Source organism: Cellulomonas alba (assembly GCF_030362835.1).
Classification (GTDB): domain Bacteria; phylum Actinomycetota; class Actinomycetes; order Actinomycetales; family Cellulomonadaceae; genus Cellulomonas; species Cellulomonas alba.
Genome location: NZ_JAUCGQ010000002.1, coordinates 497,860 through 521,418, shown reverse-complemented (window position 1 = coordinate 521,418; position 23,559 = coordinate 497,860). Strand labels below are relative to the sequence as shown.

Genomic DNA, 23,559 nt, shown 5'->3' with positions numbered 1-23,559 from the left:
CGACGGGGGTCGAACAAGCCCGGTCAATCAACGCCAACACCCACCCAGGCAAACACCCAGGCGAGCCATATTGGCATCGACTACTTGGCACACTGTTGAGTTCTCAAGGAACAGACGCGCATCTTCTCCGGTCTTCCGACCTTCGCAAGAGGCTTTGTCGTTCTCGATCCTAGCGGATCTCTTTCGCTTTTCCGAATCGGCCTCTCGGCGTTCTCGGAATCGCTCTTCGTCGAATTCCTTACCCTTGGCCGTGAGGCGCGGGTCCGAAGTTCGGCTCGAAGATCTTACCGGACGTTCGTGGCGACGCTGCGAGGACCTTCGTCCTCGGCCGGCGCCGACCGTCCAGCCCCGACACGACGGAGAGACGCCCAGAGGCGTTCGGTTCGTGTTGGGTGGCCACCCTCGGGACCAGCCACCGAGTTCAGTCTCGGTGTCCGTTCCTCCCTGCCGGGCGACCTGGAAGACATTACGCGGCGCGCGGGGGGCGAGGCAAATCCCGGCCGTGGTGACGGCGGTCACCACGCCCCGCGCGCGCGTCGGTGCTGGTCAGCGCGTCGCGTCGACCACGGCGAGGGTGCGCTTGCCGCGGCGCAGGACCGCCCAGCGGCCGTGGAGCAGGTCGTCGGGCGCCAGGACGGCGTTCTCGTCGGCGACGCGGACGTTGTTGACGGACGCGCCGCCCTCCCCGATCGCGCGGCGCGCCTCCCCCTTGCTCTTGACCACGCCCGTGGCCGCGAGGAGGTCGACGATCGGGTCGCCCGCGCGGCCCGCCGCCGACGGGAGCTCGGCCACGGCCGCCGCGAGCGTCGCAGGGTCGAGGTCCGCCAGCGAGCCCCGGCCGAACAGAGCCTGCGACGCCGCCACGACCTTGTCGGCCGCGTCGCGGCCGTGGACGAGCGACGTGACGTCGTGCGCGAGCGCGCGCTGCGCCTCACGGGCCGCCGGCCGGGACGTCGTGGCCTCGTCGAGCTCGGCGATCTCGTCCTGGGTACGGAACGTGAACACCTTGAGGTAGCCGACGACGTCGGCGTCGTCCGCGTTGAGCCAGAACTGGTAGAACGCGTACGGCGTCGTGAGCTCGGGGTCGAGCCAGACGGTGCCGGACTCCGTCTTGCCGAACTTGGTGCCGTCGGCCTTGGTGATGAGCGGCGTCGTCAACGCGTGCGCCGGCGCGCCCTCGGCGCGGCGGATGAGCTCGACGCCGGACAGCAGGTTGCCCCACTGGTCGTTGCCGCCGGTCTGGAGCGTCACGCCGTGCCGGCGGTACAGCTCGAGGAAGTCCATGCCCTGCAGGATCTGGTAGCTGAACTCGGTGAAGCTGATGCCCTGCTCCGAGTTGAGGCGGCGCGCGACCGTGTCCTTGGCGAGCATCGTGCCGAGCCGGTAGTGCTTGCCGACGTCGCGCAGGAAGTCGATGGCGGTGAGGTCGGCGGTCCAGTCGAGGTTGTTGACCATGGTCGCGGCGTTCGGGCCGTCGAACGCCAGGAACGGCTCGATCTGGCCGCGGATGCGGTCGACCCACGACGCGACGACGTCGCGCGGGTTGAGGGTGCGCTCCCCCGTCATCTTCGGGTCGCCGATGAGACCGGTGGCGCCGCCCACGAGAGCGAACGGCTGGTGCCCGGCGTCCTGCAGCCGCTTGACGGTGAGGATCTGGACGAGGTTGCCGATGTGGAGGCTCGGCGCCGTCGGATCGAAGCCGCAGTAGAGCGAGACCCGGCCGGAGAGCGCGTCGCGGAGCGCGTCGGGGTCGGTGGTCTGGGCGACGAGCCCGCGCCAGGCGAGCTCGTCGAGGATGTGCGTCACGTCGGTTCTCCGGGAGTCGGTGCGGGCGCGGTGGTCCGCGCGTCAGGGTCTGCGGTGTGCGCGCGAGCAGGTCGCGGCTCGGGCCGACGCCGTCGCCCCGTCACGGGGCGTCTGCCGGCGCCGGCGAGCGATACGCGGGCCGGTAGGCGGACACGGTGCGGTCGCCCGTCAGCCAGTAGCGCCACGGGAAGTGCCCCGCGTCACCGCCCGCCCCGGACACGCCGACCCGCGGGCCGGTCGCGAGCGCCGGGAGGCCGGCTGTCGTGTGGCGGTGCAGGACCACGGCGCCACCCGGCTCGGTGAGGTCGGCGCCGTTGGCCTGCAGGTCGAGCCCGAGGCACACCGCGAGTCGCGCGGGGCCGCGGGCGAGCTGGCGCTCGGAGTCGACGACGCCGACCGCCTCGCGCCGGGCGCGCGCCAGCTCGGCGCCGTCGACGACCTCGCCCGCGCGCAGGAGGACCGCGGACGGATGCCCGGCGGGTTCCGTCACGACGTTGAGGCAGTGGTGCAGGCCGAGGTGGCGGTAGACGTACAGGCGGCCGGGCTCGGCGAACATCACGGCGTTGCGCTGCGTGCGGCCGCGGAACGCGTGCGACCCGGGGTCGTCCGCGCCGGCATAGGCCTCGACCTCGGTGAGGCGGACGGTCACGTCGCCGTCGGGCGAGCGCGCCGTCAGGTAGGTGCCGAGCAGGTCGCGGGCCACCGCGTGGACCTCGCGGGCGTACCAGACCCGCGCGGGCACGGTGACGACGGACCGCGGGTCCGCGGCGTCGGTCGGTGCCTCGACGGGGTTGGTCACGCGGACATCCTGCCAAACCTGCGCCGGTCGGCGGGCGGGCGTCTGCGGGTCGGCGGCTGGTCGGCGGGCGCGGCCGGCCGGTTCGGTCGAGGCGGGCGGTTCGGACGAGGCGGCCGGTTCGGTCGAGGCGGGCGGGCGCGACGCAGGCCTGGCGGGTCAGGTGCTTCCGTCGGGGCCGGCGGGCGCGCCGCGGTCGAGGCGCGGGCCCGACACCGGCGGGTCCGCCGCTTCGGTCGGGCCGGCGGCGCGCGCCGCGTGCGGGCGGTTCCGTCGGGCTGTCGGGGTGGGCCGCGGACGGGCCGAGCGGGTGCGTCGGGTCGTCAGGGCGTGAGGCGGCCGAACGCGTCCAGCCGGATGTCGGCCCGTTCGCGCGTGCGCTCGCGCGTGAAGTGCTCGGCCTCGTCGTGCATCCAGCGGAGCCAGTGGTCGCGCGCCGCGGTGCCGTCGCGCTCGAGGCCGCGGGTCAGCCGCAGGTCGGGCGGCGCCTCGACCCAGACGAGCGCCGAGGCGAGACCGCCGGCGGCGCGGCGCGCGCTGCCGCAGCCCTCCAGCACCAGGAGCTCGGGGACGGGGACGTCGACCCAGTCGTCGAACCGCTCGGACGGCCAGTCGTAGCGCTGGTAGCGCGCGGTGCGGCCGCGGCGCAGCGGTTCGAGCACCTGCGCCCGCAGCCGCGGCCAGAGAGAGCCCTCGAGGCCGGACCAGCCCTCGTAGAGGTCGTCGAGGTGGAGGACCGTGGCGCGGACGCCCGCGGAGACGGACGCCGCGCGCACCGCCTCGGCCGTCGTCGTCTTCCCGGAGCCCGCAGGGCCGTCGACGCACACGAGGCGCACGGGTCCGAGCCGGGGGTCGCTCGCCAGCGCGACGCGCAGGATGCGCTCGACGGCGTGGCTCTCCGGCCCCGCCGTCGAGCGCGGGTCGGCGGTCAGGACGCCCAGCCGCGCAGGTCGGCGGCCCGCGAGCGGGCGCGGTCGAGCTGCTCGGCGACACGCACCGGGGCGGTGCCACCGTGGGCCGAGCGCGAGGCGAGCGAGCCCTCGACGGACAGCACCGAACGGACGGCGGGCGTCAGGTGCGGGCTGATCGCGGCGAGCTCGTCGTCGGTCAGGTCCCAGAGCTCGATCGGCGGCTCGTGCTCCTCGCAGGCGCGGACGCACGCGCCCGCGACCTCGTGCGCGACGCGGAACGGGACGCCCTCCCGGACGAGCCACTCGGCGATGTCGGTTGCGAGCGAGAACCCCTGCGGCGCCAGCGACGCCATCCGCTCGGTGTCGAACGTGAGCGTCGCGACCATGCCGGCGAACGCCGGGAGCAGGACGGTGAGCTGGTCGACCTGGTCGAAGACCGGCTCCTTGTCCTCCTGGAGGTCGCGGTTGTAGGCGAGCGGGAGGCCCTTCAGCGTGGTCAGCAGCCCCGTGAGGTCACCGACGAGACGCCCGGCCTTGCCGCGCGCGAGCTCGGCGACGTCCGGGTTCTTCTTCTGGGGCATGATGCTCGACCCCGTCGAGTACGCGTCGTGCAGACGCACGAAGCCGAACTCCTTGGTCGACCAGAGCACGACCTCCTCGGCGATCCGCGAGACGTCGACCGCCGTCATCGCCGCGACGAACGCGAACTCGGCGACGACGTCGCGCGACGCCGTGCCGTCGATCGAGTTCTCGACCGGCGCGTCGAAGCCCAGCTCGGCCGCGACCTTGGCCGGGTCGAGCCCGAGCGACGAGCCGGCGAGCGCGCCCGAGCCGTACGGCGACACCGCCGCGCGGCGGTCCCAGTCGACCCAGCGCTCGACGTCGCGCATCAGCGGCCACGCGTGCGCCAGCAGGTGGTGCGCGAGCAGGACCGGCTGCGCGTGCTGAAGGTGCGTGCGGCCCGGGATCGGCGCGTCGCCCGCGGCGGCGGCCTGGCCGACCAGCGCGTCGACGACGTCGAGCACGAGACCTGCGAGCACGCGCGACTGGTCCCGCAGGTACATGCGCACGAGCGTCGCGATCTGGTCGTTCCGCGACCGGCCCGCACGCAGCTTGCCGCCCAGCTCGGTGCCTGCGCGCTCGATGAGGCCGCGCTCGAGCGCCGTGTGCACGTCCTCGTCGTCGGGGCTCGGCCCGAACGCCCCGGCGTCGACGTCGGCGCGCAGCTGCTCGAGCGCGGCGACCATGCGGCCGACCTCGTCGTCCGTCAGCAGGCCGGCCGCGTGCAGCACGTGCGCGTGCGCGATCGAGCCCGTGATGTCCTGCGGGGCGAGCCGCCAGTCGAACTGCGTCGAGCGCGACAGGTCGACGAGTGCGGCGGCCGGTCCGCTGCCGAACCGGCCGCCCCACAGCGCGAGGGGCGCGGACGCCGCCTGCTCGTCAGGCACTGATGCCGCCCTGGTTGCCGAGGTCCACGCCGTTGCCGAACCGCACGTCGCGCGCGGCGGCCAGCTTGCTCGACAGGCCGTAGATCTCGATGAAGCCGCGCGCCGCGGACTGGTCGAACGAGTCGCCCGTGTCGTAGGTCGCGAGGTTGAAGTCGTAGAGGCTCGCGTCCGAGCGGCGGCCCGTGACGGTCGCGCGTCCGCCGTGCAGCACGAGCCGGATCTCGCCCGAGACGTAGCGCTGGGTGTCGTCGACGAACGTGTCGAGCGACCGCTTGAGCGGGCTGAACCACTGGCCGTCGTAGACGAGCTCGCTCCAGCGCTGCTCGACCTGCCGCTTGAACCGCGCCTGCTCACGCTCGACCGTGACGTTCTCGAGCTCCTGGTGCGCGGCGATCAGGGCGATCGCGCCCGGGGCCTCGTAGACCTCGCGGCTCTTGATGCCGACCAGGCGGTCCTCGACGATGTCGATCCGGCCGACGCCCTGGGCGCCCGCGCGGCGGTTCATCTCCTGGATCGCCTGCAGCGGCGTGACGGGCACGCCGTCGAGCGCGACCGGGACGCCCTGCTCGAACGTGATCACGACCTCGTCGGCGACCGGCGGGAACGTCGGGTCGTCGGTGTACGTGTAGACGTCCTTGGTCGGGCCGTTCCAGATGTCCTCGAGGAAGCCCGTCTCGACGGCGCGGCCCCAGACGTTCTGGTCGATCGAGAACGGGTTGTGCTTGGTCGTCGCGATCGGGAGCTGGTGCTTCTCGGCGAACTCGATGGCCTTGTCGCGCGTGAGCGCGAGGTCGCGGACCGGCGCGAGGCACGTCAGGTCGGGCGCGAGCGACGTGATGCCGACCTCGAAGCGGACCTGGTCGTTGCCCTTGCCGGTGCAGCCGTGCGCGACGGTGGTCGCACCGAACTGGCGGGCCGCGCGGACGAGGTGCTTGACGATGACGGGGCGGGACAGCGCCGACACGAGCGGGTACCGGTCGAGGTACATGCCGTTGGCCTTGAGCGCCGGCATGCAGTACTCGGCGGCGAACTCGTCGCGCGCGTCGGCGACGTACGCCTCGACCGCACCGCAGTCGAGCGCGCGACGGCGGATGACCTCGAGGTCCTCGCCGCCCTGGCCGACGTCGACCGCGACCGCGATCACCTCGGCGCCGGTGGCCTCGGCGATCCAGCCGATGCCGACGGAGGTGTCGAGACCCCCGGAGTAGGCGAGGACGACGCGCTCGGTCATGGTTCTTCCTTCGTTCGTGGTGGTGGGTCGAGCTGAAGAGGGTCTGGGGGCCGTTCTCAGTGTGGCGCAGCCGTGCGCGCGCGCTGCCGGGCCGTCGGTCCGGGGCGGCCCGTCATCGCGCCGCCTCCGAGCGGGCGCCGGCCGCGAGCGACAGGAAGCGCCCGGCGAGCACCTCGCCGGGGCGGCCGGCCGGGACGGGCGGCTCGTCACGGGCGATGACGAGCACCGTGTCGTCGCCCGCGATCGTGCCGAGCACGGCCGGGAGGACCGAGTGGTCGATGGCCGAGGCCAGGAACTGCGCCGCGCCCGGCGGTGTGCGGAGCACGACCAGGTTCCCCGACGACTCGGCGGTCAGCAGGAGCTCGCCGCACAGGCGCGCCAGGCGGGTCGCGAGCACCTCCTCGTCGGCGGGGGCCCACGACAGGTCCATCTCGGGGCGTGCGGCGTTCTCCGCCGGCACCGCGTAGACGAGCCCGCCGCCCGACGCGCGGACCTTGACCGCGCGGAGCTCGACCAGGTCGCGCGACAGGGTGGCCTGCGTGACGTGCACGCCCTCGCCGGCGAGCAGCTCGGCGAGCTGCTGCTGGCTGTGCACCGACGCGCGGACCAGGAGCGCGCGGATCTGCGCGTGCCGGGCCGCCTTCGTCGGCGGGGTCGTGACGCTCATCCCTGCTCCAGCAGGAACGTCAGGAGCGCCTTCTGCGCGTGCAGGCGGAACTCGGCCTCGTCCCAGACCACCGACTGCGGTCCGTCGAGCACGTCCGCGGTGACCTCCTTGCCGCGGTACGCCGGCAGGCAGTGCAGGAGGATCGCGTCGTCCTTGGCGAGCGCCATCGCGGCGGCGTCGACGCGGAACGGGACGAACGGCGTCTCGCGCGCCTCGGCCTCGTCCTCGCGCCCCATCGACACCCACGTGTCGGTCGCGACGACGTCCGCGCCCGCGACGGCCTCGGCCAACGAGTCGACGACCGCGACGGAGCCGCCCGTGCCTGCCGCGACCGCCACCGCGCGCTCGACGATGTCTGCCCGCGGGGCGTACCCGGCCGGGCAGCCGATCCGTACGTGCAGCCCTGCCGTCGCGCCACCGAGCAGGTACGAGTGCGCCATGTTGTTGGCGCCGTCGCCGACGAAGGCGAGCGTCTGGCCCGCCAGGGCGTCGACGCCGCCGCGGTGCAGCGCGACCGTCGCGAGGTCGGCGAGGATCTGGCACGGGTGGTAGTCGTCGGTGAGCGCGTTGACGACCGGGACGCCCGCCGTCGCCGCCATCTCCTCGAGCCGCCCCTGCGCGAACGTGCGCCAGACGATCGCCGACACCTGCCGGCCGAGGACCCGCGCCGTGTCGGCGACCGACTCCCGAACGCCGATCTGCGCGAGCTTGCCGTCGACGAGCAGCGGGTAGCCGCCGAGCTCGGCGATGCCCGTGGTGAACGAGACCTGCGTGCGGAGCGTCGGCTTGTCGAAGATGACGGCCACCGCGCGCGGCCCCGCGAGCGGCGTGCGGACCTGCCGGTCGGCGCGGAACGCGAGCGCGAGCTCGAGGACGGCGCGCTGCTCCGCGGGCGTCAGGTCGTCGTCGGCGAGGAAGTGGCGCGTCATGCCGTCAGCTCCGTGGGGTCGGCCGGCAGCGCGGCCAGGAAGTCGACGAACGTCTGCGCCTGGTCCTGGGTGAGGACGAACGGCGGGGCGAGCCGCAGCGTCGTCGGCGTGCACGGGTTCACGATGAAGCCCGCGTCGAGCGCGCGCGCCGCGACGGCTGCCGAGACGGGGCCGGCGAGCTCGATCGCGACGAGCAGGCCGTCGCCGCGCACGTCGGTGACGAGCAGGTGCTGCAGCGCCGCGACCGCCTCGCGGATCCACGCGCCGAGCTCGGACACGTGCGCGAGCAGGTCGTCGCGCTCGATGACGCCGATCGTCGCGAGCGCGGCCGCCGACGCGACAGGGTTGCCGCCGAACGTGGTGCCGTGCTGCCCGCGGCCGAGCAGCGCCGCGACCTGGGGGCCGTACGCGATGAGCGCGCCGACCGGGAACCCCCCACCGAGGCCCTTGGCCACGGTCACGGCGTCGGGCACGACCCCACCGCCGAGGTGGTCGTGCTGGTGGGCGAACCAGCGGCCCGTGCGGCCCATGCCGGTCTGCACCTCGTCGAGGATCAGCAGCGCGCCGTGCTCGCGCGTCAGCCGGCGGGCCTCCGCGAGGTAGCCCGGCGGGAGCGGGCGGACGCCCGCCTCCCCCTGGATCGGCTCCACGAACAGCGCGGCGACGTCGTCGCCCATCGCGTCCGCGAGCGCGCCGGCGTCGCCGAACGGCACGAACTCGACGCCGCCCGGCAACGGCTCGAAGGGCTCCCGGTACGCGGGCTTCCAGGTGAGCGCGAGCGCACCCATCGAGCGGCCGTGGAACGCGTTCTCGAGCGCGAGGATGCGCGGCCGGCCCGTGCGGCGGGCCAGCTTGAACGCCGCCTCGTTGGCCTCGGTGCCGCTGTTCGTCAGGAAGACGCGCGAGCCCTCGGGCGCACCCGCGAGCGCGAGCAGCGTCTCCGCGAACGCGATCTGCGTCGGGCTGCCGAAGAAGTTCGAGACGTGCCCGAGGGTGCCGAGCTGCGCGCTGATCGCCGCGGTGAGCGTCGGGTGCGCGTGGCCGAGCGAGTTGACCGCGATGCCGCCGAGCAGGTCGAGGTAGCGCCTCCCGTCGGCGTCCCACACGTAGGGGCCCTCGCCGCGCACGAGCACGCGCTGCGGCGGACCGAACGTGTCCATGACCGCGTGGGAGTACCGGTCGGTCCACTGCGCGACCGAGCCGTCGGTGGCGGGCACGGGCAGTGCGTCGGGCGCCACGTCGGCGCGGTGGCGTGCGGTCGGCTGCGTCGTCATGCCGAGACCTCCGGGTGGACGAGCGGGACGGGCCGCGTGAACGGGGCGGCGGCGGGCTCCTCGTCGGGGAAGACCATGGTGCCGATGCCGTCGGTGGTGAAGACCTCGACGAGGATCGAGTGGGGGGCGCGACCGTCGATGACGTGCGCGCGGCCGACCCCGCCCGTGACGGCGCGCCAGCAGGCCTCCATCTTGGGGCGCATGCCGGAGTCGAGGCTCGGGAGAAGCTCGGCGAGCGCCGAGGCGCGCAGCCGGCGCACGAGCGACGACTTGTCGGGCCAGCTGGTGTACAGGCCCTCGACGTCGGTGAGGACGATCAGCTTGCGCGCTTCGAGTGCCACCGCGAGCGCCGCGGCCGCGGTGTCGGCGTTGACGTTGAGCACCTGCGTCGGGTCGTCGATGTCGGGCGCGACCGTGGAGACGACGGGGATGCGACCCGCGTCGAGCAGGTCGAGCACGGCACCCGGGTTGACCTCCACCACGTCGCCGACCTGGCCGACGTCGACCTCCACGCCGTCGACCACGGCCGTGCGGCGGCGGGCCTGGAACAGCGCGCCGTCCTCGCCCGAGAGCCCCACGGCGTACGGGCCGTGCGCGTTCAGCAGGCCCACGAGCTCGCGCGACACCTGGCCCGTGAGCACCATGCGGACGACGTCCATCGCCTCGGGCGTCGTGACGCGCAGGCCGCCGCGGAACTCCGAGGAGATGCCCAGGCGGTCGAGCATCGCGTTGATCTGCGGGCCGCCACCGTGCACGACGACCGGGCGGAGGCCGACCTGGCGGAGGAACACCATGTCCTCGGCGAACGCACGCTTGAGCGTCTCGTCGATCATCGCGTTGCCGCCGTACTTGACCACGACCAACGCACCCGCGAACTTCTGCAGCCACGGCAGCGCCTCGATCAGCACCTCGGCCTTCTGGTCGGGCCGCAGGTCGGTGAGAGTGCTAAAGACGAAGTCCTCTGTGCTTGCGTTGCTCACGTGGAGTACTCGCTGTTCTCGGTGACGTAGTCGTGCGTGAGGTCGTTGGTCCACACCGTCGCGACCTCGCTGCCCGCGTGCAGGTCGACGAGCACCGTGACGAGCCGGCCCGCGCGCAGGTCGACCTTCGACCGGGACTCGTGCGCGGCACCGGCCTTGCAGACCTGGACGCCGTTGATCGTGACGTCGAGCTCGTCGGGGTCGTACGGCGCGACGTCCTCGGGCACCGTCCCGACCTGCGCCAGGACGCGGCCCCAGTTCGGGTCGTTGCCGTAGATCGCGGCCTTGAACAGGTTGGACCGCGCGACCGCCCGGCCGACGGCGACCGCCGCCTCCTCGGTCGTCGCGCCCATCACCGTGATGCTGATGTCGTGCGTCGCGCCCTCGGCGTCCGCGACGAGCTGCTGCGCGAGCTGCGCGCACACCGCCTCGACGCCGGCGAGGAAGCCCTCGGGGTCCGGCGCGGCGCCGCTCGCACCCGAGGCGAGCAGGACCACGGTGTCGGACGTCGACATGCAGCCGTCCGAGTCGATGCGGTCGAACGTGCGGCTCGTCGCGGTGCGCAGCGCCCGGTCGGCCGTCGCGGCGTCGACGACGGCGTCCGTCGTGATGACGCACAGCATCGTCGCCAGGGCGGGCGCGAGCATGCCTGCCCCCTTCGCCATGCCGCCGACGGTCCAGGTGCCGAAGTCGCCGGGGATCGTCAGGTGAGCGGTCTTCGGGACCGTGTCGGTCGTCATGATCGCGACCGCCGCGTCGAGGCCGCCGGTGGTGCTGAGCGCCGCGGCCGCCTGGTCCACGCCGCCCAGCAGGATCTCGCGCGGCAGGCGCTCGCCGATCAGGCCCGTCGAGCCGACGACGACGTCGCCGGCTGAGAGGCCGAGCGCCGCGGCGACGCGCTCCGCCGTGCTGTGCGCGTCCTGGAAGCCCGCCGCGCCCGTCGAGACGTTGGCGCCGCCCGAGTTCATGACGACCGCGCTCACGACGCCGTCGGCCACGGCCTGGCGCGACCACTTGACCGGCGCGCCCTGGACGCGGTTGGTGGTGAAGACCGCGGCGCCCACCTGCGCGGGCCCGTCGTTGACGACGAGCGCGAGGTCGGGGCGGCCCGACGGCTTGAGGCCGGCGGTGACGCCCGCCGCACGGAAGCCCGCGGCCGCGGTGACGCCGGGGGAACGGTCCTGGGTGCTCACGCTCACGGTGCGACTCCGTCCACGGGGAGGCCGAGCGTCTCGGGCAGGCCGAGCGCAAGGTTGAGGGACTGCAGGGCGCCGCCGGCGGTGCCCTTGACCAGGTTGTCTATCGCGGTCACCGTGACGACGCGACCCGCCGCCGCGTCGACGGCGACCTGGACGAGCGCGGTGTTCGCGCCGAGCGTCGACGCCGTCGTGGGCCACTGCCCCTCGGGCAGCAGGTGGACGAACGGCTCGTCGGCGTAGGTGTGCTCCCACGCGGCGCGGACCGCGGCCGGGTCCGCCCCCGCCGCCAGGCGGGCGGTCGCGGTGGCGAGGATGCCGCGGGCCATCGGCACCAAGGTGGGCGTGAAGGAGATCGTGACGTCCGCCGCGCCCGCCGACCGGAGGTTCTGCGCGATCTCGGGGATGTGCCGGTGCGTGCCGCCCACCGCATAGGGCTGTGCGGAGCCGAGGCCCTCGGACGCGAGCAGGTGCGGCTTCAGGCTCTTGCCGGCACCCGAGTAGCCGTTGGCGAGCACAGCCACGAGGTCGGTGGGCTCGACGAGGCCGGCCGCGACGCCCGGCTGGAGGCCGAGTGTCACCGCGGTGACGTTGCAGCCCGGCACGGCGATCCGTCGGGTCGCGGCGAGGGCGGCTCGCTGCGCGGCCGCGGTGCGCTCCCCCGGGGTCAGCAGCTCGGGCATGCCGTACGGCCAGGTGCCGGCGTGGGGGCTGCCATAGAAGGCGGTCCACGCGTCGGCGTCCACGAGCCGGTGGTCGGCGCCGAGGTCGACGACGATCGCGCCGTCACCGCGCGCCTCGAGCTCCGCCGCGATCGCGCCCGACGCGCCGTGCGGCAGCGCGAGCACGACGACGTCGTGCCCGGCCAGCGTCTCGACGCCCGTCGGTTCGATGACGCGCTCCGCGAGCGCGCGCAGGTGCGGCTGGTGCTCGCCGAGGCGCGAGCCCGCGCTCGAGTGGGCCGTCAGGGCGCCGATGCGCGCCTCGGGATGGGCCAGCAGCAGGCGCAGCATCTCGCCGCCCGCGTAGCCGCTGGCTCCGGCGACCGCGACCGAGAACGTCATGTGCATGACTATACGGAGTTCCGCACAGCCATGCACGCACGTTTCTCGGAATGCCGACACGCGGGTCGCGCGTTGCGGTGCACGTGCGAGCCATCGTCGCGACCGCCGCGGGCGGCCCTGAGGTCCTGACCCTGGTCGACGTCCCCGACCCCGAGCCCGCGGCCGACCAGGTCGTCGTGCGGACGGCGGCGGTGGGCGTCAACTTCTTCGACACCTACCGCCGCGCCGGCCGGTACCGCATGACGTACCCGGGCATCCTCGGCTCGGAGGGCGCCGGCGAGGTCGTCGCGGTGGGCGCCGAGGTCACGACGCTCGCCGTCGGCGACCGCGTGGCCTGGGCGGAGGGCGGCCCGTCGTACGCCGAGCTCGTCCCGGTGCGCGAGAAGGACGCGCTCGTCGTGCCCGCCGGAGTGTCCGAGCGGACCGCCGCGGCCCTCGCGCTCCAGGGCCTGACCGCGCACTACCTCGTCGCGTCGACGTTCGAGGTCCGGCCCGGTCACGACGTGCTGCTGCACGCGGCGGCGGGCGGCGTCGGGCTGCTCCTCACGCAGCTCGCGACCGCGCGCGGCGGGCGCGTGATCGCCACGGTGGGCTCGCCGGAGAAGGAGGTGCTCGCGCGCGAGGCGGGCGCCGCCGACGTGATCCGCTACCGCGAGCTCGACGACCTGCCGCACGACCTGCCCGCCGCGGTGCGCGCTCTCACGGGCGGCCGCGGAGTCGACGTCGTCTACGACGGGGTCGGCCACGACACGTTCGACGCGTCGCTCGCGTCGCTCGCCGTGCGGGGCACGCTCGTGCTGTTCGGCGCGTCGTCCGGTCCCGTGCCGCCGTTCGACCCGCAGCGGCTCAACTCGGGCGGCTCGCTCTTCGTCACCCGGCCCACGCTGGGCCACTACGTCCGGACGCGCGACGAGCTCGCGTGGCGGGCCGACGAGCTGTTCGGCGCCGTCAGCGACGGCACGCTCGACGTGCGCGTCGGCGCCACGTTCCCGTTGGCCGACGCGGCCGACGCCCACCGCGCGCTCGAGTCGCGCGCCACGACCGGAAAGGTCCTGCTCCTCCCGTGACCCTCCCCCTGCACACCCTCGCCCCCGCCCAGACGCTGGTCGTCGAGGTCTGGTCCGACATCGCCTGCCCGTGGTGCTACATCGGCAAACGCCGCTTCTCCGCGGCGCTCGAGGCGTTCGAGCACCGCGACCACGTCGAGGTCGTGTGGCGCTCGTACGAGCTCTCGCCCGACACGCCGCGCGGACCCGGCCGGCCCGAGGCGGAGGCGCTCGCCGAGCACAAGGGCATCCCGCTCGATGCGGTGCAGCGGATGTTCGCGCACGTCACCGCGCAGGCCGCGACCGCCGGCCTGACGTACGACTTCGACCGCGTGCTGTCCGTGAACTCGTTCGACCTGCACCGGCTCGTCCACCTCGCCGCGGACGCGGGCGGTCGCGACCTCGCCGACCGGACGCTCGAGTCGCTGTTCTCGGCACACTTCGAGCGCGGCCTCGACCTGGGCGACCCCGAGGCCGTCGTCGCCGTCGCGCGCGACGCCGGGTTCGGCGCGGCCGGGCTCGACGACGACGCGGTGCGCGAGCTGCTCGCCGGCGACGCGTTCGCCGACGCGGTGCGCGCCGACGAGGCCGAGGCCGCCGCGATCGGCGTCACCGGCGTGCCGTTCTTCGTCGCCGGGCGGCGCGTCGCGGTCGCGGGGGCGCAGCCGACCGAGGTGTTCGCGCAGCTGCTCGAGGTGGCGTGGCGCGAGGCCAACCCGATCGTGACGCTTCCGGGCGCCACCGACGCCGAGGCGTGCGCGGACGACGCGTGCGCGATCTGACGCGCGCGCTCACCGCCCGGCCGCCGCGGCGACCGGTCGCGACGGCCTGACGCCGGCGGCGCCCGCCGCCAGGCCGAACAGGTCCTTCGGGTCGCCCGGCTCGGCGACGAGGTCGAGCGGCACCACGAGGTCGGTGCCGACCACCTCGTCGTACGCCAGCCGGAGCACCGTGAGGTCCTCGACCGCGAAGCCGACCGAGTCCCACAGCGTCACGTCGGCGTCCGACGTCCGGGCGGGCGCGCGGCCCGTCACGACCTGCCACAGCTCGGTCACGGGGAAGTCGGGGTGCGTGTGCATGCCGGAAGGTGCCGCCTGTGCGCGTCTGTTTCGACGCACCCGGCTGTCCGAACCTTCACCGCGGCACCGGCCACCGTCCTGACCGGAAGGCCGGGGCGGAGCGCGACCGTACGCCGAAGGCGACCGGCGCCCGGGCAGTCGAGGCACCTCGCCTTCCGAGACGCCGGCCTCACACGAATCCGGCCGTGCGCCGCCTTCCATACCCGAACTCGGAATCGCCCTCGCGCGGCGGGCTCATCTGCCATGATCTCGACGCCAGGCGAGGTCAGCCGAAAGAGGGAGCGTTCATGCGCCGCGCAGCATTCGTCGTCGTCGCAGCGACGGCCATCGGGCTACTCGCAACGCCCGCTCTCGGCGCAAGCGGCGACTGGTACAGCGCGTCCGCACCGCTCAAGCTCATGTCGGGCTCGACGCTGCACGGCGAAGCGTATGGCTCGTTCACCAACCAGGATCATTCTTACGCGAAGAATCAAACGTGGCGGCGCGACCCCCTAGCCAACGGCAACGGCGTGTTCGTCAACACAGGGTTCTCGTTCGAGTTCAACGACACTTTGAGCTGCCCCGCCGCTTTGCCGTGCTGGAACGAGCAAGCGTGGGAACAGACGGCACGATGGAGCTCGTCCTCGTGGGGGGGCGCCTACGTTCACTATCCACTCGACGTTGATGGCATCGCGGCCTACGGCGCCTTTCATTTCTGCGAAGACATCTCGTTCCACCCCGACATTTGCACCTCCGATGTCAAGCGGAATTTCACGTACTGATGGCTGGCTTGTTCCGTGATTGAGCTCGTCGCCGTGCAACACACATACAGCGACGCGAGGGCGTTGCACGAAGTCACGCTGACGACTCGAGCGCGGCGCGTAGGTCTGGTCGGGGTGAACGGCGCTGGGAAGTCGACACTTCTCAGCGTGCTCGCGGGTTCGCTGCGGCCAACGGCTGGCAGCGTGCGGCTCAATGGCCTCGACCCGTATGACTCCAACGATCGCCGGCGCGCGCTCCTGCAGACGGCGTTCATGCCCCAGTCCCTCGACGTGGCGCGCCGGATGCGAGTGCACGAGTTCGTGTCGTACGTCGGCTGGCTCCGCGGCCTGTCGTGGAGCACCGCCCGAGACGCGGCCACGGATGCAATCCGCGCCGTCAACCTCATCGATCGCTCGACCTCCACGATGGGGAGCCTGTCCGGAGGCATGACGCGCCGAGTCGCCCTCGCCCAGGCTCTCGTCGCACGTCCGCGGCTCCTCCTGCTGGATGAACCGACGACAGGCCTCGACCCGGAGCAGCGCGAGGTGATGGTCGAGCTCCTGCGCGCACTGCCGGCCGACGTCCAGGTCGTCATGAGTAGTCACGTCATGGAGGACCTCGAGGACGCGGTTGACGAGCTTGTGATTCTGGACGACGGCGAGATTGCCTTTCACGACTCTAAGGTCGCATTGCGTCAGTTGGCGCCTCCCGGAACCGCGCGACCGTTGCAGGCGGCGTTCCTTTCCGTCGTGACGAGCCACCGCAAGGCGTGATGCAGATGACGCCGTTCATGATCTTCCTGCGACGGTCGACCGCCCGTCGGGCGTTCGTCTTGCTTGTGGCCGCCGGCCTGTTCGCGGTGTTCTCGCGTGAGACCTGGCGGGGCGAGTGGGCCCGCACCTTCGACTGGGCGATGGGGGCGGTCATCCTCGTCGGGCCGGTCGCTGCGGGGATCGCGGCGTACGACGCGTACACGACGCTCGGTCGGGCGTGGCGCCAGATCTCGGCCACAATGCCCCGGGCCGGGGCGGAAGCCGCTCTCTCGGCCTGCGCAGTTTGGCTCTGGTCGTGCGTGGCGTGGCTCTGCGTCGCGATCGTCGCCATGACGGCGACGGTATCTTCCGCCTCGGGGCCGCCCGCGGTGCAGTATTGGGCCCTCGTCGCGGTCGTCGGCATCCTGCTCGCAGCGAGCGCTGTCGGGACGGCGATCGGCTTGCTCATACCTCATCTCGTGGCCGGACCGCTTGCGGTCATCGTGGTGTTCTGCATCCCGATCGCCTGCGCGTGGCTCGACCTGCCGCACATCTTCGTCTTCGGCGGGGCGACGGGAACCCTCGTGGGCTTGCGCTACAGCGTCGGTGTCGTGGCGATGCTCCTGCTGCTCAACTTGTGCGTCGCAGTACTGGCGATCGCCATCGCCTCGTGGGCGTTGCGCCGGAACGCTGCTGGCCGGTGCACCTGGGCCCTGCTCGCCGCGCCGGTCGCCGTTTTCGTCGTCGCGGTGCTTCTGGGCCCGTCGACGGGGAATGCGTTCGTCCCGGACGTGCACGTCGCGTACGACTGCACGGGCCAGGCGCCGCAGATCTGCATGGCGCGCGCGACCTCAGCACACCTCGCGGAGGTCGACGCAGAGGCGCGCCCACTGATCAGCGCGCTGGCCGCGCTCGGCGCCTCGCTCCCGAGCCGCTACGAGCAGCGGTTCGCCGCCCCTGACCCGACCGTCGGCTCGATCGAGCTCTCCGATGACGAGCTCACAGCCGGGAAGGTGTCGAAAGATGACGTGGCCCTGTCCATCGCGCGGCCCGCTGACTGTGCGGCGTACTACGGCCCGGTCCCGCCGGACGACGCGCTCAACGCACAAGCGCTGATCGCCGACTGGGCGCTTCGCAAGTCTGGCACGGGCAACGCGCGCGGATGGGTGGGGGCTCGCGCCGACGACGCCGTCATCAGCGGGAAGCTGGACGGGTGGGTACGCAGGACGTTCGACCAGTTGTCGAAGTGCGAGTTCGACGACATCGCCAAGCCGTCGTTGTGACCCGCTGGCTTCGCGCTGAGCTTGTCGCCCGCCACTGGTCCACGGCGCTGTGCCTGTGCGCGGCGAGCATCGCGATCGCGCTACTGGTACGCGGCGCCACGTTCGTCCCACTCCTGGCGCATCGACCCGTACCGGCGGCCCTGGGGTGCCCATGCCTCGCGACGCTCGGCGGCCTCTATCCCCTTGTCAGGCGGTTCCGCTCACTCGCGGCGAGCCTCGTGCGTGAGGCGCGGGAGCCCCAACTCATCAGGATCGCCGTCGGCGTCGCGTTAACCGTGCTCGTCACCGCTTCGGCCGAGCGAATCTCCTCGGTCGGCGGGCTCTGGCAACTGAGTGCCCTCGTACCCGCGGGCCTGGTGGGCCTGTGGCTCTTCAACCGGCTGTTCTGGGCGCCCGTCCTGATCCTCAGCATGGCGTTCTATGTGCTCCCCGACAGCAGCCTCCAGCGCCTGATTGGTGCGGGTTGCAGTCTCGCGGCGGTCGGCGCGGCGTCCGCCGTTTCAATGCTCGCGGCCTGGCGCGGAGCCGACCTGACTAGCACGCGACAACGCGAGGACGGTGCCGGGCGCACTCGCGGAAACAAACGAGGGCATATTTAGTCACCAAACCGCGGCCCGACCGGGCTGCACTGTGCCAGGCTGCAGGTGCCACCACCGATTCGAGGAGGTATTGATGCGCCGTGCTGTGACGATCGTGACCGCGACAGCCGCTATCGCATTACTTGCGAGCCCAGCCTTCGGAGCTGCTGGAGACTGGTACAGCAAGTCCCAACCGCTTAAAGCCACCGAATCCGGAACGGTACACGCCGAAGCGTACGGCTATTTCACCAATGACTCCAACAAGTACGCGAACGACCAGACTTGGCGCCTTGACCCGGACGCCAACGGGCACTCGGTCTTCGTGGACACAGAATTCAAGTTCTACGAGGTAGTGGACTCCGCGTGCCACCTCGGTTTGGACGCTCCGTGCTGGGGCGACGACAAGCACATCCAGACAGCACGTTGGAGTTCCAACTCCTGGGGCGGCGCGTACGTGCACGACGCGCTCCCGTCCACGGCCAATCGAGCACGGGGCGTCATCCAGGTGTGTGAGGACATCTCATTGCGGCCCGATATCTGCTCTGACACGACCACGATGGATTTCAGCTACTAGGCGCACCTGAGGACGGTCCCGCTCATCGTCTGGACTCGAGCGGCAGTCTTCAGGTGCTGTCGGATGGCGGGCGGCCGAGGTCGCACGCGCCCGCGTGCGACCTCGCGCTCGTCGCGGCGACAAGGTGAGAACCGGGGCGGCCTCCTGCTCGCGCTCGCGCGGGGCGGAAAACCGACCAGCCCGGTTTTGAGGCGCTCGGCGAGCTCGTGACGAAGGGCGGCGCGCTCACCGCCCGGCCGCCGCGGCGACCGGTCGCGACGGCCTGACGCCGGCGGCGCCCGCCACCAGGCCGAACAGGTCCTTCGGGTCGCCCGGCTCGGCGACGAGGTCGAGCGGCACCACGAGGTCGGTGCCGACCACCTCGTCGTACGCGAGCCGGAGCACGGTGAGGTCCTCGACCGCGAAGCCGACCGAGTCCCACAGCGTCACGTCGGCGTCCGACGTCCGGGCGGGCGCGCGGCCGGTCACGACCTGCCACAGCTCGGTCACGGGGAAGTCGGGCTCGAGCTGCTGGATCTCGCCCTCGACGCGCGTCTGCGGCTCGTGCTCGACGAACACGCGGGCCCGCGCGACGGTGCGCGCGTCGAGCTCGGTCTTGCCGGGGCAGTCGCCACCGATCGCGTTCAGGTGCACGCCCGCGACGACCAGCTCGTCCGGGAGCACGACCGCACGCCGCTTGTCCGCGGTGCACGTGGTGACGACGTCGGCGCTGCGCACCGCGTCCTCGACGTCCGAGGCGAGCACGACGTCGAGCCCGAGCGCCCGGGCGTGCGCGCCGAACTTCGCGAGCGCCGCCGGGTCGACGTCCCAGGCCCGCACGCGCTCGACGCCGAGCGCGTCGCGCAGCGCGAGCGCCTGGAACTCGGCCTGCGCGCCGGTGCCGACCAGCGCCATCGACGACGCGTCCGCCCGTGCGAGGAGCCGCGCCGCCAACGCCGAGGTCGCCGCCGTGCGCAGCGCGGTCAGCAGCGTCATCTCCGCGACGAGCAGCGGGTAGCCGGTCCGCACGTCGGCGAGGACGCCGAACGCCGCGACCGTCTGGAGCCCCAGCGCGGGGTTGCCCGGGTGGCCGTTCACGTACTTGAACGCGAACCGGTCGGCGTCGCGCGTCGGCATCAGCTCGACGACGCCTTCCTTCGTGTGCGACGCGAGGCGCGGGCGGAGCTCGAACGACGGCCAGCGGGCGAGGTCGCGCTCGAGCCTGTCGCCCAGCGCGGCGAGCAGCGGGGCGGGGCCGCGCCGCGCGATCCACCGCGCCGCGTCCGCCACGCCCAGGAACGGCACCGCACCCATCCCGCACTCCTCCCGACGGCCTGCTTCGAGCGTAGGTTGGGCCTCCGGTGCAACGGATCGCGATCCGTTGCGTCTGCGACGGTGGAACCCTTCGTCGTCGCACCCTTGACGCACGATCCGTTGCGGGAGGTCTCGTGGACGCCCTGGACCGCCAGATCGTCGCCCGGCTGCTCGTCGACGGCCGGGCGACGTTCCAGACCGTCGGCGCCGCGGTCGGGCTGTCCGCGCCGGCCGTCAAGCGCCGCGTCGACGCCATGCGGGCGCGCGGCGAGATCGCCGGGTTCACGGTGGTGGTCGATCCCGCCGCGCTCGGCCGCGGCGTCGAGGCCTACGTCGAGCTCTTCTACCGCGGGAACGTGTCCCCGTCGCAGCTGCAGCGCGATCTCGCGCCGCTGCCGGAGGTGGTCGGCGTGGCGACCGTCACGGGCGACGCCGACGCGATCGTGCACGTGATGGCCGCGAGCATGGCGGAGGTCGAACGCACCGTCGAGCGCATCCGGACGACCGCCAACGTGGACAAGACGCGGACCGCGATCGTCATGTCGCGCCTGGTCGACCGGCCGGCGGGCGCACCGGGCTAGCGCTGCCCGCTCGCTGAGCCCACCCGCTCGCGGGTCGCCGCCGACAGGTCCCGGCGCGACGTCTGGTCGAAGAAGGCCAGCTCGTGCCGCGCGGCCTCGACGAACGCCGCGAGCATCCTGGCCCGCGTCGCCCGTGACACGTAGGCGGCCGCGCGGTCCGCGTAGGCACGGGCCTGGTCGCTCGCCGCCAGGAACACCGGGTCCGAGTAGGTCGCGATCCATGCGCCGTACGGATGGGCGTCCTCCGGCGTGCCGCACTCGCCGAGCCGCCGCGCGATCCGCGCGCCGACGTCGGCGTACACCGAGTAGCAGGGCAGCACCGCGGCGACGACCACCGCGTAGTCACCCGTCGCGGCCGCGCGGTGCAGCGCGTCGGTGTAGGCGAGCGTCTCCGGCGAGGGCGGCACGTCGAGCCGCGGGCCGTGCGCCGCGAGCCAGTCCTCGTGGAGCGCGGCCTCGATCGTCAGGCACGACGACGCGCCGCGCGCGAAGAACGCGCGCTCCTCGAGCGTCGGCGCCAGCTGCGCCGCGCGCGCGAGCACCGTCGAGTACTGGGCCAGGTAGAGCGCGTCCTGACGCACGTACGCCGCGAACTCGTCAGCGTCGAGCGAGCCGTCGCCGAGCGCGCGCACGAACGGCAGGTCGTCGCACGCGGCCCGCACGTCCGCGATCGCGTCCCACGCCTCCGCCGTGAACCGCCGCTCGCCCAGCCCCGGCGCGGCGTGCAGGTGGTCGACCGGCCCCCGACCCGAACCCACCCGCAGCGCCTCCCCCGCGGCGATCGCGCCGTGCAGCCACTCCTTCGCGTCACGCGCCGCCTCGACGAGGTCCGGACGGCGCGGGGCGAGGGCCGCGACCGCCGCGGAGAGCGTGCACCCGGTGCCGTGGGTCGCGGTCGTCGCGATCCGCGGCGCGTCGAGCTCCGTGACGTCGACCCGTCCCTCCGGGCCGGCGACCACGAGCGCGTCCGGGGAGCGTCCGCCGGCGAGGTGTCCGCCCTTGACCAGCACGGCGACGCGCGCGTGCTCGGCGAGGCTCGTCGCCTGGGCGAGCGCCTCCGGCCACGTCGCCGCCTCGGGCTCGCCCACGAGCACGGCGAGCTCCGGCAGGTTGGGCGTGACGACGTCGGCGTGCGTGACGAGCCGCCGCACCGCGTCCTCCGCGTCGGGCGCGAGCAGCCGGTGGCCGCTCGTCGCGACCATGACGGGGTCGACCACCACGAGCGGCGGGCGCTCGGCGTCCAGCCACGCCGCGACCTCGTCGGCGACCTCGCGCGTGCCGACCATGCCGATCTTGACCGCGTCGATCGTCACGTCGTCGGCCACCGCCGCGAGCTGGTCGCGCAGCACGCTGAGCGGCGGCACGTGGCTCGATCGCACGCCGTGGGTGTTCTGCGCGACGACCGCCGTGACGACCGCCATGCCGTAGGCACCCAGGGCGGTGAACGTCTTGAGGTCGGCCGCGACGCCCGCGCCGCCGGTGGGGTCCGTGCCGGCGATCGTCAGGACGCGCGGCCGCGCGGGCCGGGCGTCGGGGCGCCCGTGCCGAGCATCGGAACGGCCGGTCGGCGCGCTCACCGCGCCACCGCCACGAGGTGCGTCGCCGGCTGCCACCAGGCCGTGACGAGCGCCGCGGCGGCCGCGCCCGGGTCAGGATGCGCGCACACCGCCGAGACGACCGCGAGCGCGTGCGCACCCGCGGCCCGGACCACCCCGGCGTCCTCCGCGCCCAGGCCGCCGATCGCGACGACCGGTCGTCCGGCGGCGCGGGCATCGGCAGACACGTCACGGACGCGGTCGAACCCCACCGCGACCGTCGCGTCCGGCTTGGTGGACGTCAGGCGCACCGGGCCCACGCCGAGGTAGTCGACCGCGGGGTCGGTGAGCGCCCGACGCACGTCGTCGGGGCGTGCGGCCGACAGGCCGATCAGGGCGTCGGAGCCGAGCAGCGCGCGGGCGTCGGCGGCGGGCAGGTCGTGCTGCCCCAGGTGGACGCCGTCGACGCGCGCCCCCCGGCTGCGCGCGGCGAGCGCGACGTCCACCCGGTCGTCGACCACGAGCGCGGCGCCGGTGCCTGTCAGGCCGCGTGCGACCTCGACGACGGCCTCGACGAACGCCCCCGGCGCCGCGAGCTTCGCGCGGACCTGGACGGTTCCGACGCCGTGCAGCGCGGCGGCCCGCGCGACGTCACCGGGCCGGTGACCGGCCGCCTCCGTGACCGCGAGGTCCAGCACGAGGTAGGCGCCCGGCGCGAGCGCGCGGCTCATGCCCGCACCGCCGCGACGTCGTCGACGAGGGCCGACGTCGCGAGGCGTGCCCCGAGCTCGTCGGGTTCGAACGACGCGAGCCGGTCGAGCAGCGCCACCTGGAACGACGCCGGGCCGGCCGCACCGCGCGCCGCGTCCTCGGCCGCGAGCCCGAACAACCCGGTCGCGGCGACAGCCGCGTCGAGCGGCTCGGCGACCGCGGCGAACGCCGCGCACAGCCCGCCGAGCGCGCACCCTGCGCCGGTCACGCGCGCGAGCCACGCGTGCCCCACGGCGAGCCGCACCTGCGAGCGCGCGTCAGTGACCAGGTCGACCAGGCCCGAGACGGCGACGACGCCGCCCGTGGTGGACGCCACCGCAGCCGCCGCGTCGCGCGCGTCGTCCACGCCGTGCCGGGCGTCGACGCCGCGGCCCCCGCCAGCGACCCCCGCGAGGGCCCGGACCTCGCTCGCGTTGCCACGCACGATCGCCGGCGCCTCCGCCAGCAGCCCCAGCGCGGTCCGCGTGCGCCACGACAGCACCCCCACCGCGACCGGGTCCAGCACCCACGGCGTCCCGGCACCGCGCGCCGCCGCGACCGTGCCACCGATGCTCGCGCGCTGGTCGGGCGCGGGTGTCCCGAGGTTGACGAGCAGCGCGCCGGCGACCCCCGCGAGCTCCTCCGACTCCCCTGGCACGTCCGCCATGGCGGGCGACGCGCCGACGGCGAGCAGCGCGTTCGCGACGAGGTTCGTCGTCACGACGTTCGTGACGCACTGGACGAGCGGCGTCGTGGCGCGGAGCCGGGCGAGCGCCTCGGCCGCCAGCGTGGCGAGGCCCTTCGCGGTGCGGGGTGCGACCCCGTCCGGGCAGGCGGGAACACGGGCAGACGTCATCGGGTGACATCCCTTCGCTAGTACGAACTAGATCAGGTTCGACGGGTGTGATCTCAGCCCCGCGCAAGGCGGGGCACCCCGTGTCAGTCCGGCCAGGCTAGGCGGTCCGGTGCGCCCGCGTCGCGCGGGCGACCAGCCCGTGGACGCGGCGGAGCGCCGGCCCCCGGTGGGGGACCGGCGCTCCGCCGT

Annotated in this window: 24 protein-coding genes and 1 riboswitch; of the genes, 8 read left to right on the top strand and 16 right to left on the bottom strand. The window is 73.6% G+C overall.

What is annotated here, in order from left to right:
* Window positions 1-546: 546 nt before the first annotated feature.
* From tyrS to argC, 11 genes are all read right to left on the bottom strand, one after another.
* Window positions 547-1,806, bottom strand: a complete 1,260-nt coding sequence (gene tyrS / locus QRT04_RS15075; protein WP_289456354.1) for a tyrosine--tRNA ligase — start codon at window positions 1,804-1,806, stop codon at window positions 547-549.
* Window positions 1,807-1,906: 100 nt separating this feature from the next.
* On the bottom strand, window positions 1,907-2,605 hold the full coding sequence (locus tag QRT04_RS15070; protein WP_289456353.1) for a DNA-3-methyladenine glycosylase: 699 nt from the start codon (window positions 2,603-2,605) through the stop codon (window positions 1,907-1,909).
* Between the two features lie 320 nt (window positions 2,606-2,925).
* Complete coding sequence (locus QRT04_RS15065; RefSeq protein ID WP_289456352.1) at window positions 2,926-3,438, bottom strand: uridine kinase family protein; 513 nt, start codon at window positions 3,436-3,438, stop codon at window positions 2,926-2,928.
* Between the two features lie 92 nt (window positions 3,439-3,530).
* Entirely contained in the window at window positions 3,531-4,961 is a 1,431-nt protein-coding gene (gene argH, locus QRT04_RS15060; protein WP_289456351.1) for an argininosuccinate lyase, read from the bottom strand.
* Complete coding sequence (locus QRT04_RS15055) at window positions 4,954-6,192, bottom strand: argininosuccinate synthase (RefSeq protein ID WP_289456350.1); 1,239 nt, start codon at window positions 6,190-6,192, stop codon at window positions 4,954-4,956. Before QRT04_RS15055 ends, argH begins: the two co-directional genes overlap by 8 nt.
* A 112-nt stretch (window positions 6,193-6,304) precedes the next feature.
* Window positions 6,305-6,859, bottom strand: coding sequence for an arginine repressor (locus tag QRT04_RS15050; protein ID WP_289456348.1), 555 nt, complete (start codon window positions 6,857-6,859; stop codon window positions 6,305-6,307).
* Complete coding sequence (gene argF, locus QRT04_RS15045; RefSeq protein WP_289456347.1) at window positions 6,856-7,788, bottom strand: ornithine carbamoyltransferase; 933 nt, start codon at window positions 7,786-7,788, stop codon at window positions 6,856-6,858. Before argF ends, QRT04_RS15050 begins: the two co-directional genes overlap by 4 nt.
* Window positions 7,785-9,062: an acetylornithine transaminase gene (locus tag QRT04_RS15040; RefSeq protein WP_289456345.1), complete on the bottom strand. Its 1,278-nt coding sequence runs from the start codon at window positions 9,060-9,062 to the stop codon at window positions 7,785-7,787. The genes argF and QRT04_RS15040 overlap by 4 nt, the downstream gene beginning before the upstream one ends.
* Window positions 9,059-10,042 carry an acetylglutamate kinase gene (gene argB / locus QRT04_RS15035; RefSeq protein ID WP_289456344.1) on the bottom strand — a complete coding sequence of 328 codons (984 nt, stop codon included), beginning with the start codon at window positions 10,040-10,042 and terminating at the stop codon, window positions 9,059-9,061. Before argB ends, QRT04_RS15040 begins: the two co-directional genes overlap by 4 nt.
* Window positions 10,039-11,241 carry a bifunctional glutamate N-acetyltransferase/amino-acid acetyltransferase ArgJ gene (gene argJ, locus QRT04_RS15030; RefSeq protein WP_289456342.1) on the bottom strand — a complete coding sequence of 401 codons (1,203 nt, stop codon included), beginning with the start codon at window positions 11,239-11,241 and terminating at the stop codon, window positions 10,039-10,041. Before argJ ends, argB begins: the two co-directional genes overlap by 4 nt.
* Window positions 11,238-12,302 (bottom strand): N-acetyl-gamma-glutamyl-phosphate reductase, encoded by a 1,065-nt coding sequence (gene argC / locus QRT04_RS15025; protein WP_289456340.1) that lies wholly within the window; start codon window positions 12,300-12,302, stop codon window positions 11,238-11,240. The genes argJ and argC overlap by 4 nt, the downstream gene beginning before the upstream one ends.
* An 83-nt stretch (window positions 12,303-12,385) precedes the next feature.
* On the opposite strand from argC, the gene QRT04_RS15020 reads away from it, so the two are divergent.
* Together QRT04_RS15020 and QRT04_RS15015 are read left to right on the top strand one after the other, a co-directional pair.
* Window positions 12,386-13,369 (top strand): quinone oxidoreductase family protein, encoded by a 984-nt coding sequence (locus QRT04_RS15020; RefSeq protein ID WP_289456339.1) that lies wholly within the window; start codon window positions 12,386-12,388, stop codon window positions 13,367-13,369.
* Window positions 13,366-14,130 (top strand): DsbA family oxidoreductase, encoded by a 765-nt coding sequence (locus QRT04_RS15015; RefSeq protein ID WP_289456338.1) that lies wholly within the window; start codon window positions 13,366-13,368, stop codon window positions 14,128-14,130. Before QRT04_RS15020 ends, QRT04_RS15015 begins: the two co-directional genes overlap by 4 nt.
* Before the next feature lie 9 nt (window positions 14,131-14,139).
* Here the strand turns inward: QRT04_RS15015 and QRT04_RS17190 are convergent, their stop codons facing one another.
* Complete coding sequence (locus tag QRT04_RS17190) at window positions 14,140-14,628, bottom strand: Rossmann-fold NAD(P)-binding domain-containing protein (RefSeq protein WP_326522475.1); 489 nt, start codon at window positions 14,626-14,628, stop codon at window positions 14,140-14,142.
* An 86-nt stretch (window positions 14,629-14,714) separates the two neighbouring features.
* On the opposite strand from QRT04_RS17190, the gene QRT04_RS15005 reads away from it, so the two are divergent.
* The 5 genes from QRT04_RS15005 to QRT04_RS14985 all read left to right on the top strand — a co-directional run bounded on the left by QRT04_RS15005 (window position 14,715) and on the right by QRT04_RS14985 (window position 18,355).
* Entirely contained in the window at window positions 14,715-15,188 is a 474-nt protein-coding gene (locus tag QRT04_RS15005) for a hypothetical protein (protein WP_289456336.1), read from the top strand.
* 15 nt (window positions 15,189-15,203) lie between these two features.
* Window positions 15,204-15,941 carry an ABC transporter ATP-binding protein gene (locus QRT04_RS15000; protein ID WP_289456334.1) on the top strand — a complete coding sequence of 246 codons (738 nt, stop codon included), beginning with the start codon at window positions 15,204-15,206 and terminating at the stop codon, window positions 15,939-15,941.
* Between the two features lie 5 nt (window positions 15,942-15,946).
* Window positions 15,947-17,203, top strand: coding sequence for a hypothetical protein (locus QRT04_RS14995; protein WP_289456333.1), 1,257 nt, complete (start codon window positions 15,947-15,949; stop codon window positions 17,201-17,203).
* Window positions 17,200-17,802 carry a hypothetical protein gene (locus tag QRT04_RS14990; RefSeq protein ID WP_289456332.1) on the top strand — a complete coding sequence of 201 codons (603 nt, stop codon included), beginning with the start codon at window positions 17,200-17,202 and terminating at the stop codon, window positions 17,800-17,802. Before QRT04_RS14995 ends, QRT04_RS14990 begins: the two co-directional genes overlap by 4 nt.
* Before the next feature lie 73 nt (window positions 17,803-17,875).
* Window positions 17,876-18,355, top strand: a complete 480-nt coding sequence (locus tag QRT04_RS14985; protein ID WP_289456330.1) for a hypothetical protein — start codon at window positions 17,876-17,878, stop codon at window positions 18,353-18,355.
* A gap of 225 nt (window positions 18,356-18,580) precedes the next feature.
* Here QRT04_RS14985 and QRT04_RS14980 read toward each other — a convergent pair whose 3' ends face one another.
* On the bottom strand, window positions 18,581-19,648 hold the full coding sequence (locus QRT04_RS14980) for an ornithine cyclodeaminase (protein ID WP_289456329.1): 1,068 nt from the start codon (window positions 19,646-19,648) through the stop codon (window positions 18,581-18,583).
* Between the two features lie 134 nt (window positions 19,649-19,782).
* On the opposite strand from QRT04_RS14980, the gene QRT04_RS14975 reads away from it, so the two are divergent.
* Entirely contained in the window at window positions 19,783-20,229 is a 447-nt protein-coding gene (locus QRT04_RS14975; RefSeq protein WP_289456328.1) for an Lrp/AsnC family transcriptional regulator, read from the top strand.
* On the opposite strand, the gene thiD is transcribed toward QRT04_RS14975, so the two are convergent.
* The 3 genes from thiD to thiM all read right to left on the bottom strand — a co-directional run bounded on the left by thiD (window position 20,226) and on the right by thiM (window position 23,370).
* Window positions 20,226-21,806: a bifunctional hydroxymethylpyrimidine kinase/phosphomethylpyrimidine kinase gene (thiD, locus tag QRT04_RS14970; RefSeq protein WP_289456327.1), complete on the bottom strand. Its 1,581-nt coding sequence runs from the start codon at window positions 21,804-21,806 to the stop codon at window positions 20,226-20,228. The two genes, QRT04_RS14975 and thiD, sit on opposite strands and share 4 nt — an antisense overlap.
* On the bottom strand, window positions 21,803-22,495 hold the full coding sequence (locus QRT04_RS14965; RefSeq protein ID WP_289456326.1) for a thiamine phosphate synthase: 693 nt from the start codon (window positions 22,493-22,495) through the stop codon (window positions 21,803-21,805). The genes thiD and QRT04_RS14965 overlap by 4 nt, the downstream gene beginning before the upstream one ends.
* The gene (gene thiM, locus QRT04_RS14960) at window positions 22,492-23,370 is read right to left on the bottom strand and encodes a hydroxyethylthiazole kinase (RefSeq protein ID WP_289456324.1); all 879 of its coding nucleotides are present in this window, start codon (window positions 23,368-23,370) and stop codon (window positions 22,492-22,494) included. The genes QRT04_RS14965 and thiM overlap by 4 nt, the downstream gene beginning before the upstream one ends.
* A riboswitch (TPP riboswitch) is annotated at window positions 23,363-23,461 on the bottom strand. (Overlaps the previous gene by 8 nt.)
* Window positions 23,462-23,559 lie beyond the last annotated feature (98 nt).